This is a genomic window from Massilia yuzhufengensis (assembly GCF_900112225.1).
In the GTDB taxonomy this organism is placed as follows: Bacteria; Pseudomonadota; Gammaproteobacteria; order Burkholderiales; family Burkholderiaceae_D; genus Telluria; species Telluria yuzhufengensis.
Map to the genome: position 1 here is coordinate 1 of NZ_FOLD01000017.1, position 12258 is coordinate 12258.

General features: G+C 59.2%; 8 protein-coding genes and 7 pseudogenes. 10 read left to right on the forward strand and 5 right to left on the reverse strand.

Translation table 11 applies throughout. The annotated features are described in order from the left end of the window. Together BM031_RS14565 and BM031_RS14570 are read left to right on the forward strand one after the other, a co-directional pair. Positions 1-302 (forward strand): integrase core domain-containing protein (locus BM031_RS14565; protein ID WP_143084593.1); only part of this gene is annotated, 302 nt, incomplete at its 5' end. A gap of 16 nt (positions 303-318) precedes the next feature. Then, a pseudogene (locus BM031_RS14570) lies at positions 319-1416 on the forward strand (IS3 family transposase). Positions 1417-1435: 19 nt separating this feature from the next. Here the strand turns inward: BM031_RS14570 and BM031_RS25100 are convergent. The 3 genes and pseudogenes from BM031_RS25100 to BM031_RS14580 all read right to left on the reverse strand — a co-directional run. Next, positions 1436-1579 carry a hypothetical protein gene (locus BM031_RS25100; RefSeq protein ID WP_177207764.1) on the reverse strand — a complete coding sequence of 48 codons (144 nt, stop codon included), beginning with the start codon at positions 1577-1579 and terminating at the stop codon, positions 1436-1438. A 247-nt stretch (positions 1580-1826) separates the two neighbouring features. Then, positions 1827-2129: a putative quinol monooxygenase gene (locus BM031_RS14575; protein ID WP_066419950.1), complete on the reverse strand. Its 303-nt coding sequence runs from the start codon at positions 2127-2129 to the stop codon at positions 1827-1829. A gap of 357 nt (positions 2130-2486) precedes the next feature. Continuing rightward, positions 2487-3409 (reverse strand): annotated as a pseudogene (locus BM031_RS14580) (IS5 family transposase); the annotation flags it as partial. A gap of 162 nt (positions 3410-3571) precedes the next feature. On the opposite strand from BM031_RS14580, the pseudogene BM031_RS14585 reads away from it, so the two are divergent. From BM031_RS14585 to BM031_RS14610, 6 genes and pseudogenes are all read left to right on the forward strand, one after another. Further along, a pseudogene (locus BM031_RS14585) lies at positions 3572-5068 on the forward strand (aldehyde dehydrogenase family protein). A 65-nt stretch (positions 5069-5133) separates the two neighbouring features. Further along, the gene (locus BM031_RS14590) at positions 5134-6258 is read left to right on the forward strand and encodes an alkene reductase (protein ID WP_091875302.1); all 1125 of its coding nucleotides are present in this window, start codon (positions 5134-5136) and stop codon (positions 6256-6258) included. A gap of 89 nt (positions 6259-6347) precedes the next feature. Further along, positions 6348-7319, forward strand: coding sequence for an LLM class oxidoreductase (locus BM031_RS14595; RefSeq protein WP_091875303.1), 972 nt, complete (start codon positions 6348-6350; stop codon positions 7317-7319). A gap of 220 nt (positions 7320-7539) precedes the next feature. Continuing rightward, positions 7540-7845 (forward strand): ArsR/SmtB family transcription factor, encoded by a 306-nt coding sequence (locus BM031_RS14600; protein WP_066419976.1) that lies wholly within the window; start codon positions 7540-7542, stop codon positions 7843-7845. Between the two features lie 12 nt (positions 7846-7857). Next, positions 7858-9022 (forward strand): annotated as a pseudogene (locus BM031_RS14605) (IS30 family transposase); the annotation flags it as partial. Between the two features lie 4 nt (positions 9023-9026). Next, positions 9027-9332, forward strand: a pseudogene (locus BM031_RS14610) (integrase core domain-containing protein); the annotation flags it as partial. Between the two features lie 3 nt (positions 9333-9335). Here BM031_RS14610 and BM031_RS26360 read toward each other — a convergent pair. Further along, on the reverse strand, positions 9336-9641 hold the full coding sequence (locus tag BM031_RS26360; protein ID WP_143084594.1) for a hypothetical protein: 306 nt from the start codon (positions 9639-9641) through the stop codon (positions 9336-9338). A 64-nt stretch (positions 9642-9705) separates the two neighbouring features. Further along, positions 9706-9972, reverse strand: a pseudogene (locus BM031_RS14615) (transposase); the annotation flags it as partial. On the opposite strand from BM031_RS14615, the pseudogene BM031_RS14620 reads away from it, so the two are divergent. After that, positions 9917-10684, forward strand: a pseudogene (locus BM031_RS14620) (RNA-guided endonuclease InsQ/TnpB family protein). The pseudogenes BM031_RS14615 and BM031_RS14620 sit on opposite strands and share 56 nt — an antisense overlap. A 269-nt stretch (positions 10685-10953) precedes the next feature. Next, the gene (locus BM031_RS14625; RefSeq protein WP_091875305.1) at positions 10954-12099 is read left to right on the forward strand and encodes an MFS transporter; all 1146 of its coding nucleotides are present in this window, start codon (positions 10954-10956) and stop codon (positions 12097-12099) included. The last annotated feature ends 159 nt before the right edge of the window (positions 12100-12258 follow it).

A 12258-nucleotide genomic window follows, 5' to 3' on the forward strand; every position in this document is an offset into this window, starting at 1 on the left:
CTGACCGTGGCAGCCAGTATTGCGCGCATGATTACCAAGGACTGGTTAAACAATTCGGCATGCAGGCATCCATGTCACGCAGGGGGAACTGCTACGACAACGCTCCGATGGAAAGCTTCTGGGGAAGCCTTAAAAACGAGCTGGTACACCACCAGCGTTACGCCACGCGGGCCGATGCTCAGAGGGCTATCCAGGAATACATTGAAAGCTTCTACAACCGCCAGCGGCGTCACTCACGCCTCGGCTATATTCCGCCGGCTTTATTTGCTGAACAATTCAGCAGGCAACAGCAGGCAGCTTGAAACAAGAGTGTCCGCTATTGACAGTACACCTCAGACGTCCCGCTTTACCGACAGCCAGATCATCGCCATCCTCAAGCAAGCCGAAGCCGGCAGCCCGGTACCGGAGCTGTGCCGCGAGCACGGCATCAGCAACGCCACGTTCTACAAGTGGCGCTCCAAATTCGGCGGCATGGATGCCTCCTTGATGGCACGCGCGAAGGAGCTGGAGGAAGAGACCGACGGCTCAAGAAGATGTACGTCGAGGAGCGCCTGAAGGCTGAAATTGTCGCGGAGACGCTCACAAAAAAATGGTAGCGCCATCTCAGCGGCGGGAGATGGCGCAATGGGCCGTGACAGAGCGGTCAGCCGCGATCAAGCTGGCGTGCCAAGCGTTTGGCATCAGCCAGACCTGCTACCGGTACAAGGCCAAGTTGGACGCAGAGAACGTCCTCATCGCGGACTGGCTGGTGCGGCTTACGAACAACCAGCGCAACTGAGGTTTCGGGCTGTGTTTCCTATACCTGCGCAACGTGAAGGGCTTCAAATGGAACCACAAGCGCGTCTACAGGATTTACCGCGAGCTCGAACTGAACCTGCGGATCAAGCCGCGTCATCGCCTCGTGCGCGAGAAGCCTCTGCCGCTGGCGGTGCCGACCGCGATCAACCAGAGCTGGTCGATGGACTTCATGCACGATCAACTGGCTGATGGGCGCAGCATCCGGCTGTTCAATGTGATCGATGAATTCAATCGTGAAGGCTTGGGGATCGAAGTCGACTTCTCGCTGCCGTCCGAGCGCGTGATACGCTCGCTCGACCTGATCACCGAATGGCGCGGCAAGCCCGAAGCGATCCGCTGCGACAACGGCCCTGAGTACATCAGCGCGGTGACCCTGGCGTGGGCTGCAAAGCGTGGCATCCGCATCGAATTCATTCAGCCCGGCCAGCCGCAGCAGAACGCCTACGTCGAGCGCTACAACAGGACGGTTCGGTACGATTGGCTCGCCCATCACCTGTTCGAGACGCTCGACGAAATCCAGGAATTTGCCACCAACTGGTTGTGGGCCTACAATCACGACCGGCCCAACATGGCGGTCGGCGGTATTACCCAAAACAGAAATTGGCGCTCGCCGCTTAACCTCTACTTTTAGCATGCTCTAAAAATGGAGGGGATTACCGTGGATGCGCACGCGCGTGTAATCGATGGCGTCGCGGAACAGCAGCGATGCCATGGCGATTTCGCCTGCGGTGAGGGGGCGCCAGCGCTGCGCATGCAGGCGGCGAACAGGTACGGCATCCATCGGTTCTTTTGCAAAATTAAGAGGCTTGGCAAGCTTAACTTAGATTGCTCGGATACCGTTTTGAACAGCTCCTTCGAGAGCAAGACCGCGTCAAAGACGCCTTTCATCAAAAGTGTTGCGGCCGACCACCATCGACCCGTAAGCAGTCCTTGCCGATTCCATGAAGCGGTCGTTCAACGCCCGAGCCAAGCTCCGACTCGCTGGCGCCGCCAGTGAGCCGTCGACTTGAGCGACTTGTCGGGCTTGCTCAGCCCGGCAGCTTTGCCGCAAGAACGTCAACCTTTTCGATTGACGGCGGCTGGGCGAATAACTCACCCGCTTTTTCCATGAGCGCGGCCGCGACTTCGCCGGAAAGATGAGCTTGCCGACCAGCCTCATCTGGAAACGCGTCAAAGATGCCAAAGGTTGACGGCCCCAGGCGGATGCCGAACCAAGCTGTAGTAGCTGGCTCTGCCTGAACGAGGGGAAGACCACTTAACAGAAAGCTTTCTACGTCTTTCTCCTTACCTGGCTTGGCTTCAAGACGAACGAACAACGCGAGTTTGACCATGACATATCTCCTGTTATTAAACAGACAGCAATTCACGCATTTTCCAGCGAGCCGGATGCAATGATGACCGGACCGCCACCACTTGCGGCGAAGCGGCTTTCTTCACGTGCCCGAAAGCAGTTCGCTAGCGAAGGACCGATACCGATTGAATGCGCAGCCAATACCGGATGTAAGAGCGTTTCAGTATAGCATATGGCGATGTTGCTCACAGGGCAAGCAAGAGATATTGGTAGAGACAGCAGCAGTTCGTTTCGGTTGCTTGCAGTTGGCTCGCAGATGTGCAGACTGCCACAACAGGGCTTTGTTGCGTAAATCGAGCGAAGGCCGAGCTAACGCCATTTGTAGTTCGTTTAATAACACTGGGACCGTAACTGGAGTACCCAGCCGAGTGAACCGGTTCAGCACGGCAGCCCGCACTTGTAACTCAGCAACCTGACGGTCAAAGTCGCGCGCCATGACACGCTCGCCCAGCAGCTTGAAGCAGCGCATCTTGGTTTCAACAAGGCTGCGCCGGTGGTAGCCGCTCCATCTCTTCCATATTGCCTGTCCCAGCCTTTTTGTCGTCCGCAGGATGTCATTACGTGCATCGGCGCCACAGCGGTTTGCCTTCCAAGGCTTGGCGTTCTTACGGGTCGGGATGATGGCGTGTGCGGCACGCAACGCGATGGCTTCATGACAGTCCTTCGTGTCGTAGGCGCCATCGCCACTGACGCTGGCAATCTTCTCGTCAGCAGGAATCTGGCCCAGCAGCGCTGGCAGGACAGGTGCGTCGCCGATACTGTTGTCGGTGCCTCCATGGCCCGGATCTCGAGCGTGGACGCATCGATCCCGAGATGCACCTTGCGCCACTGGCGGCGGTACTCTGCACCATGCTTCTTCGTCTTCCATTCGCCTTCGCCCAGCATCTTGATACCCGTGCTGTCCACCAGCAGATGCAAGCCTGCCGTGGTCGGCACGGCGCCAATGGCAACCTGCAGCGTCTTTTGCCGACGGCTCACCGTGCTGTAGTCCGGCGCCGGCCGGTCGAGCCCAGCCAGGTGCAGCAGGCTTTGCGTCATCCCTATGGCCTGGTGTAGCGGTAAATTGAACAGGCACTTGATGCTCAGCCAGAACTGGATCCCCTCGTCGCTGAACGTCTGGCGACGGCCGCGCTTGCCACTTGGCCTGCCGTGCCACTTCATCACTGGATCAAGCCAGATGAGCAGCGAGACGCGGGCCTTGAGGGCTTCGTTGTATGTCTTCCAGTTGGTCGTGCGGTACTTCTGTGGAGCTGGTTTCATCCTGCTCAGGCTACCAGACCTACGCCTTCTACGCTGGCCGAGCCTGATTTACGCAACAAAGCCACGCTGCAAGGCACATGACATCTATCAATTTAGATATTGACATATCCCGATATGTAGCTATGATAGCCATGTCACCCACCCAAGTCAAAAGAGTTCATCGTGTTCACACACAACCAAACGACTTCAAACCATGCCCCTGACAGCCACTACGGTCATTTCATCGACAACCAATGGGTTGATGGTGAAAGTGGCGAGACCATCGACAGTACCAACCCGGCCACCGGTGCATTCCTCACCAAGATCCCGCGTGGCACGGCTGGAGACGTAGATCGTGCTGTCCAGGCGGCTGCCCGCGCATTCAAGTCCTGGGGCAAGAGTTCTCCGGCTGAGCGTGCCAACGCGCTGCTGAAGATTGCTGATCTGCTCGAAGCCGATGCTGAGCGTTTCGTGGCGTTTGAGAGCATGGATGTCGGCAAGCCGATCCGTGAGGCCCGGGTGGATGTGCCGCTGGCCATCGACCATTTCCGCTACTTCGCCGGTGCGATACGCAGCCATTCGATGAAGCTTCCATGCTTGACCACCAAATGATGAGTCTGACGCTGAGCGAACCACTCGGCGTGGTCGGCCAAGTCATCCCCCTGGAACTTCCCGCTGCTGATGGCTGCCTGGAAGATTGCCCCAGCGATTGCTATGGGCAACACGGTGGTGATCAAGCCATCAGAGATGACGCCAGTCACGATTTTGGAACTGGCAAAGATCTTCGCCAAGGTGCTTCCAGCCGGCGTGGTCAACGTCGTCACTGGCCTGGGAACGGAAGTTGGCCAGGCGATTCTCGATCATCCCCAGGTCGCCAAGCTCGCCTTCACCGGCTCGACGCGTATCGGTGAAGTCGTGGCTGCTGCGGCAGCCAAGAGGATCATTCCGGCTACGCTGGAACTGGGCGGCAAGTCGGCCAACATCATCTTTCCTGATGCCAATTGGGATCGGGCTGTCGAGGCGGCTGCTCTTGGCATTCTGTGGAACCAGGGCGAAGTATGTGAGTCCGGTTCTCGCTTGTTCGTGCACGAGTCGATCTATGAGCGCTTCGTCGACGAACTCAAGGAGCGCTTTGAAAAGGTTCGCGTTGGCAATCCGCTCGCCCCCAACACGCAGATGGGTGCCCAGGTCAGCCAGATCCAGACCGACCGCATCATGGACTACATCGAGCTGGCCAAAGAAGAAGGCGCTCGCATCCTCACTGGTGGTGAGCGACTGACTGGCGGTGAATACGATGCTGGCTTCTTCATCAAGCCGACGATCATCGTCGATGTCCGCAACGACATGCGCATCGCCCAAGAGGAGATCTTCGGGCCGGTCGTCACCGTGCTGCCGTTCAACGATGAGGACGAAGTGGTGGCGCTGGCCGATGCTTCCGACTACGGCCTGGCGGGTGCTGTCTGGACTCAGGACATCAACCGTGCAATCTGTGTGGCACGGGCCATCGAAACTGGCCGTATGTGGGTCAACACCTATCATGACATTCCGGCCCACGCCCCGTTCGGCGGCTACAAGAAGTCCGGTCTCGGCCGCGAGACTCACAAGTCAATGCTGGACGTGTACAGCGAGAAGAAGAACATCTACATCAGCCTGAACGAAGCACCATTCGGCGTGTTTTGAGTTCGATTCATCGCCAAAATTTTGCCCAGTAACATCGAGATTTCTGGATATTTAGGAGTATTGAAATGAATAGAGAAATACTGTTTGAAAGCACGCAGCTGGGGCCTTACACCCTTAAAAACCGGATCGTGCTCCCGCCGTTGACCCGCTCGCGCAGTTCCCAGCCGGGCAACATTCCAAACGACCTGATGGCCGACTACTACCGTCAGCGGGCCGGGGCGGGCTTCATGGTCACCGAAGGCACGCAGATCGAGCCGCGTGGCCAGGGGTATGCCTGGACGCCCGGTATGCACAGCCCGGAACAGGTTGAAGGCTGGCGCAAGATCACGGCAGCGGTGCATGCCGAAGGCAGCATCATCTTTGCGCAGCTCTGGCATGTGGGGCGGGTTTCGCATAACTCGCTGCAACCCGGCGGTGCGGCACCCGTCGCACCATCGGCAATCGCTGCCGACAACGTCAAGGTGTTCGTCGAAACCGGCCCGGGCCAGGGCGCACTTACGGAGCCGTCGGTGCCGCGTGCGCTGACAACTGCCGAAGTGAAAGAGTTGGTACAGCTCTACGCCCAGGCGGCCAGCAATGCACTCGATGCGGGCTTCGATGGTGTCGAACTCCACTGCGCCAACGGCTACCTCGTCAACCAGTTCATTTCCTCGCACACCAATCGGCGCACCGATGAATACGGTGGCCCCCTGCAAAATCGTCTGCGCTTCCTGCGCGAGGTGGTACAGGCCGTTGCTGATGTGGTCGGCAAGGAACGGCTCGGGGTGCGATTTGCCCCGCTGTTCGCCAGCACCGAAGAAGACCGCGTCTATCTGGGGCTGGTGGAGGATGATCCCCATGAAACCTATATCGAGGCCATCAAGGTTCTCGAACAGGTCGGGATTGCCTATGTCTCGCTTGCCGAGGCCGATTGGGACAACGCGCCAGAGCTGCCCGAGACCTTCCGAAATGATGTGCGCAGCAACTTCAGCGGCAAGATCCTTTATGCCGGTAAATACAACGTGGAGCGCGGTGTGCGCGTGGTCAAGGCGGGCTGGGGCGATCTGATCGCGTTCGGCCGTCCCTTCATCGCCAACCCGGATCTGCCTGAGCGCATCGCCCAGGGCTGGCCGCTCAACGCAGTAGATCCAGCGACGATGTATGGCGGCACTGACAAGGGATACACCGACTACCCCTCTTACCGGCCATAAGACAGTACTGGCCGCGTTCGCAGCTTCGGACGCGGCCAGTGGCGCTGCGCGCGTGCGATGGAAACCTTGAGACCCAGAGGAGCCTGACAATGTATCAGCCAAGTACAACCCCTTATCAACAGCACCAAGGGTTCGGTCGAACCTTCAAGGCCCGCCACCTAAGCCTGGGGCTGTTTTTCCCCATCGAGGCCTTCCAGGGCGATACGCCGACGATGTCCAACCAGGTCGAGTTGGCCCGTCGTGCGGAAACGCTGGGCTTCTCCGCGCTCTGGTTCCGGGACGTACCGTTGCGCGACCCCAGCTTCGGCGATGTGGGCCAGGTTTTTGATCCCTGGGTCTATCTGGGCTTCATCGCAGCACATACGTCGACGATTGCACTGGGGACTGCGTCGATAGCGATCCCGCTGCGCAATCCGCTGCACACGGCCAAGGCGGCTGCGAGCGTGGACCAATTGAGCGGCGGCCGCTTCCTGATGGGTATCGCCTCGGGTGACAGACCTGTGGAGTTCCCTGCATTTGATGTCGACCCGGATCAGCGGGGCGACATTTTCCGGGAGCACCTGGAAGTGATCCGCAAGGCTCAGCGCACCAGCTTCGAGCCGCTGCAATGGAGTCGTGGCCGATTGGAGAATGCTGACCTGATTCCGAAGCCGACTACGAACGAGATTCCATTTTTCGTGACGGGCAACAGTCGCCAGTCCATGGAGTGGATCGCGCGGGAGAGTTCCGGGTGGATCACCTATCCACGGGCACCGCAGTTGCAGAAGACGATGGTGGCGAACTGGCGAGAGGTGGTCAAAGCCCAATTGGAGGACGCCTACAAACCTTTCCTCCAGTCGCTTTACATCGACCTGGATGTGCGTCCGGACGCACCGCCGGTGCCAATCCATCTGGGCTACCGGCTGGGGCGAAATCATCTGCTGGCGCTATTGGAGTCACTTGAGTCGATTGGCGTCGATCATGTAATTCTCAATCTCAAGTATGGCCATCGTCCGGCATCAGAAATCATTGATGAACTTGGCTCTTATATCGTGCCCCGGTTTACCGCGCACTCGCCATGAGTTTGCAAGAGACCAACTCGTTATGGGGAGTCTGACGCGCGTTCTGTGCTGCACTAGACGGTTGCAGAGACTAGCGAGCAGCGAACGCGGCGAACAGGTGGATGGCATTGCTGATGCCGACATCACTCTGGACTTTGCGGTAGTGGCTCTCACTACATCCGTGCACTGTTATTAGTAATTGAGATATTATAATATCGAGAAAAGTAGTTTTGAGGTTGTCATGAGCATTGATATCCATGAGGCACTGAAGGCTTTGGACAACCCCGCCCGATTGGCGATCTTGGCCAAGCTCAAAGACCCACGCAAACACTATCCGGAGCAAGAGGTCGATCCCGAAAAGGTCGGGGTTTGCGTGAGCATCATCCAGGAGAGTGCGGGGCTGTCACAGTCGACCATTTCACAGTACTTGACGGTCTTGCAGCGGGCCAAACTAGTCACGTCCCAGCGCATCGGACCTTGGACCTATTACAAGCGTCACGAAGGGAATATTGAAGAGTTGCTGAAGAGCCTTCAAACGTTGATCTGAATATTGGCCAAGAGGTATTTGTCGTTCGCTGAGCGAGAAGAAATTGGACTTCTTTCGTGCCAGGGCGTCGGAGTACGTGAGATTGCGCGACGTATCGGGCGTAGCGCATCAACGGTTTCCCGGGAGCTGACACGCAACGCCGCAACTCGCGGCGGCCGACTTGAGTATCGAGCTTCGGTTGCGCAGTGGAAGGCGGAACTGGTTGCTAAAAGACCTAAGCCTTCCAAACTGGTGACTAATCCGCGGTTGCACGCCAACGTTCAAGACCGTCTAGAGGGCAAGGTTGCGACGCTGATGGCCGAGACATTTCTGGGCCTCGGCCGGCGCCGTTCATAGGGAGAAACGAGCCACAACGCGGTGACCGTAAATGGGTCACCGGTTGGTCTCCCGAACAGATTTCCAACCGACTACGGGCCGACTTCCCGGATGACCAATCCATGCGCATCTCCCACGAAGCCATTTACCAGGCACTCTATATCCAGGGTCGAGGCGCTCTCAAGCGCGAATTGGTTAGCTGTCTCCGCACTGGGCGAGCGTTGCGCGTGCCGAGGGCCCGGGCACAAGCAAAAGCCTGGGCACACGTTAGCGAGGATGTGATGATCTCCAACCGGCCTGCGGAAGCCGAAGATCGTGCTGTGCCGGGACATTGGGAGGTGATCTGATCATCGGTCTGAATCGGTCCGCAATCGGAACGCTGGTCGAGCGATCAAGCCGATTCACCATGCTTGTCCACCTGCCTCGCGAGGAAGGCTACGGGTTGCTACCTAGAACTAAAATTGGCCCTGCGTTGGCGGGTTACGGAGCTGTCACGATGGCAAATGCGCTCAAAAATGCCGTGACTGAGATGCCTGCTCTTTTGTGGCCGTCATTGACCTGGGATCGTGGCAAAGAACTGTCTGATCACGCCCGCTTCACGGTCGAGTCCGGAGTGAAGGTTTTCTTCGCCGACCCGCACAGTCCATGGCAACGCGGCACGAACGAAAACACAAATGGCCTCTTACGGCAATACTTCCCGAAGGGCACTGACCTGTCTCGGTGGAATTCCCGTGAGATCCAAGCCGTTGCCAATGCGCTGAATTGTAGGCCCCGTAAAACGCTTGGTTGGAAGACACCGGCAGAAGCACTGGACGAGTACCTAAAATCTGTTCAACAATCTAGTGTTGCGACGACCGGTTGAATCCGCCCAGTATGCGAGCGACCAATACCAGGCGCTGCTGGCCGAGTATGGCTTTGTCTGCAGCATGAGCCGCAAAGGTCATTGCTGGGATAACGCCGTTGCCGAACGCTTCTTCTTGAACTTGAAGATGGAGCGTGTCTGGCAGCGCAATTACGCGAACCACGCGGAAGCCAAGTTTGATGTGGCAAATTACACCGCAGGCTTCTACAACTGCGAGCGCTTGCATTCTGTATTGGGCAATCTGCCGCCCAGCGTCTATGAACGCAAAATGGCAGAGAAAGAACTTATCGTCGTGTCCGAAATTACTTGACCACTACACGACGGCAGAGGTCTCACGACGGTTCCGCATTGCGTTCACAGATGCTGGAGTCCAGGGACTGACGTTCCACGATCTCCGGCACGAGGCGACATGCCGGCTGTTCGACTGCCTGGCCAGCACGTTCGGCGCAACCGGCAGGGCATGCCTGCTGTCGGTCGTGTGCACGAATTTGCGCTTCCAGACGGGCTTCAGGCTGGCCTGCTGCATCGGACGGCGCACCTTGAAACGGCCGATCTGAAGTCCTCTATTGGACAGCGCTGTGACCAGTCGACAGCTGCCGTAACTTTGGCCGCTGCTCATGAACGCGGCACGCGGATGCACGCTCGTTCTACAAAAAGTCGGCGTGACGGAACGACGCTTCGCTTCATAACGCGGGCAAAGCAGGCCGATGCTTTTTTAAGACGTCCACATCACGACGAAGCTGCCGGCTTTCCTGCTCGAGATGGCGAATACGCTGCTGCTCAGCCGGCAACGGTTTGCCAATGCCCGGTTGGCCTTGTTGCTCGGCCTCGTTCTGCTCCATCCAGCGAAGAATCGCGGACAGGCCAATGTCCATTGTCTGGCTGACGTGCGAGATGCTGAGGCCCTGTTCTGTAATCGTTCGGACGACCTCGAGCTTGAAGCTGGGGGCGAAATTGCGACGCTACGAGCTTCCACTTTTACCGCTATCCGAAAACCAAGCTGCGATCGGAGTCGATCTCGGGGTGAGCAATCTGGCAACGCTGTCCACCGGTGAGACGTTCGCTGGGCCGACAGCGCTGCGGCGTGCCTTGACGCGGCTGCGCCGGCTGTCGAGATCCTTGTCACGCAAGGTGAAAGGGTCGCGCAAGCGCGTGTAGGCGAAGCGGAAACTGGCCAGGCAACACGCACGCGTTGCGAATATCAGGCATGACGGCACGCACCAGCTTTCAAGCAGCATTACGCGGCGCTTTCACACGATTGGCATCGAGGACCTGAACGTGAAGGGAATGCTGGGCAACCGGCATCTGGCGCGTGCGATTTCTGACATGGGTTTCGGCGAACTGCGTCGCCAGCTCGAGTACAAGGCGGCATGGCGTGGCGCCCAGGTCGTGGTGGTGGACCGCTGGTACCCCAGCAGCAAAACATGCTCACACTGCGGAGACCGGATCGAGGCGCTCGGCCTGGCGCAGCGTCAGTGGAGCTGTACTACGTGTGGCGTCACGCATGACCGGGACATCAACGCGGCAATCAATCCGAGAAACATGGCGGTGAGTTCCAACGTGTCGGCCTGTGGAGGAAAAGGCGCTGGCCTTGCGCGCGAGTGCGAGGCGAAACCGGCCCCGGTGAAGCAGGAATCCAACGGCAAGGCGAGCGTTAAGTAAGATCAAGCTGCTTTACGTAAGTTTGGAAGAACGGTATGTCCCACTTGAACGATCGATTGATATTCCGGATACCACGAATCGGAAGGTCCGATTTGTGGTCATGGAGCGCCGCCGGTACATTATGAAATTGCCATGCGTGAGCAGGGCGGCTGTCGTGGCCGTTCGCTCTCGCGCCGCCTGAACGGTCGACAGAACCGGGTGGCTCCATGCGGTCCGGGCGCGAAACCTCGCGATGCTCGCGCCGAAGAACGACACATCAGGAGACAAGAATGACATCAACTACCGAAAACTGGGGCGGACGCGCTGCCCTGATGGTGGCGCATTGCGCCGGGATGGTCGACCTGGTCGCGCTGCCGGTCTGGGTCGGCGTCCTGATCAGCGGCTACGGCCTGGATCCGCAACAGGCCGGCGGACTCGCCACCTTGTTCCTGATCGGCGCCGTCTCCGCCAGCCTGTTCGTCGCTCCCCGGTTTGCACGGCTGCCTGCCCGGGCAACGGCGGCGGCCGGCTTTGCCATCGCCGCCCTTGCGTTCGGCGCAGTCGGTCTGGTCGACGGCTACGCTGCGATGGGGGTCCTGCACGTAGTCGCCGGCCTGGCTGCGGCGACGGCGCTGAGCGTGACCCATGCGACGATCGGGGGCAGCAGCAACCCGCACCGCCTGTTCGCCATCGTCGGCTTCGCGCTGGGTGTCTTCGGTATCCTGTTCATGGGCGGCGTGCCGAAGATCATCGACGTCGTCGGCGCGCCCGCGCTGTTCTGGAGCTTCGCCGGCATCATGGCTTTCGCCGCATGCGTGGCTGCGCTCGGATTTCCAGAGACGCGCTCGCTGGGCGCGGTCACGCAGCGCGTTGCCGGCAGGCTGCCGCGTGCGGTCTGGCTGGCGTCGATCGGCGTCAGCTGCATGGCGCTGGTGCAGGCAATGATGTTCGCTTTTGTCGAGCGCATCGGGGCCGACCGCGGTTTCGGCGCCGCGGCCGTGGCCGGCGTGCTGATCGGGCTCGGCTTCGTCAACCTCATCCCGGCGCCGCTTGCCGCGTACCTGGAGAAGCGTGTAAAGCCGCGCACGGTGCTGGTCTGCGGCCCCATCGTGCAGGCGCTGCTGGCCCTCCTGATGACGCAAGGCCAGAGCTTCATCCCTTATGCGGCGGGTGCGCTGTTCTTCGCCGCCGTGATGGTCTTTACCCACACCTTCGCCTTCGGCCTGCTGGCAACGCTCGACCCGAGCGGCCGCGCGGTCGGCGCAACACCGGCCATGCTGATGGTTGGTGCGGCAGTGGGGCCGATCCTGGGCGGGACAGTGGTGAAGCTGGCGGGCTACCACAGCCTCGGGTTCGCGGCCGTTTTGATCGCAGCATGTGCCGTGGCGTGTTTCATGCCGCGCCGGGCCGTCAATCCGGTCCTCTCGCAGCCCTGAGCGCACGCCATCCCCGCTTCAATCCTGCGCTCGCCGGCACGCCCGGCGGGCGCTTCTCTCAAAGGGCCAGGATGTATCGGTCACGCCGATAGAAGCCATCGAAAGTCTCCAGTTCTCCTTCGATAAGGGGCGCTATACCATCAATCCTTAACAAATCGG

Coding starts and splice junctions, on each gene's coding strand:
- BM031_RS25100 (WP_177207764.1), bottom strand. CDS start 1,579: ATGGATGCCGTACCTGTTCGCCGCCTGCATGCGCAGCGCTGGCGCCCC.
- BM031_RS14575 (WP_066419950.1), bottom strand. CDS start 2,129: ATGGTCAAACTCGCGTTGTTCGTTCGTCTTGAAGCCAAGCCAGGTAAG.
- BM031_RS14590 (WP_091875302.1), top strand. CDS start 5,134: ATGAATAGAGAAATACTGTTTGAAAGCACGCAGCTGGGGCCTTACACC.
- BM031_RS14595 (WP_091875303.1), top strand. CDS start 6,348: ATGTATCAGCCAAGTACAACCCCTTATCAACAGCACCAAGGGTTCGGT.
- BM031_RS14600 (WP_066419976.1), top strand. CDS start 7,540: ATGAGCATTGATATCCATGAGGCACTGAAGGCTTTGGACAACCCCGCC.
- BM031_RS26360 (WP_143084594.1), bottom strand. CDS start 9,641: ATGAGCAGCGGCCAAAGTTACGGCAGCTGTCGACTGGTCACAGCGCTG.
- BM031_RS14625 (WP_091875305.1), top strand. CDS start 10,954: ATGACATCAACTACCGAAAACTGGGGCGGACGCGCTGCCCTGATGGTG.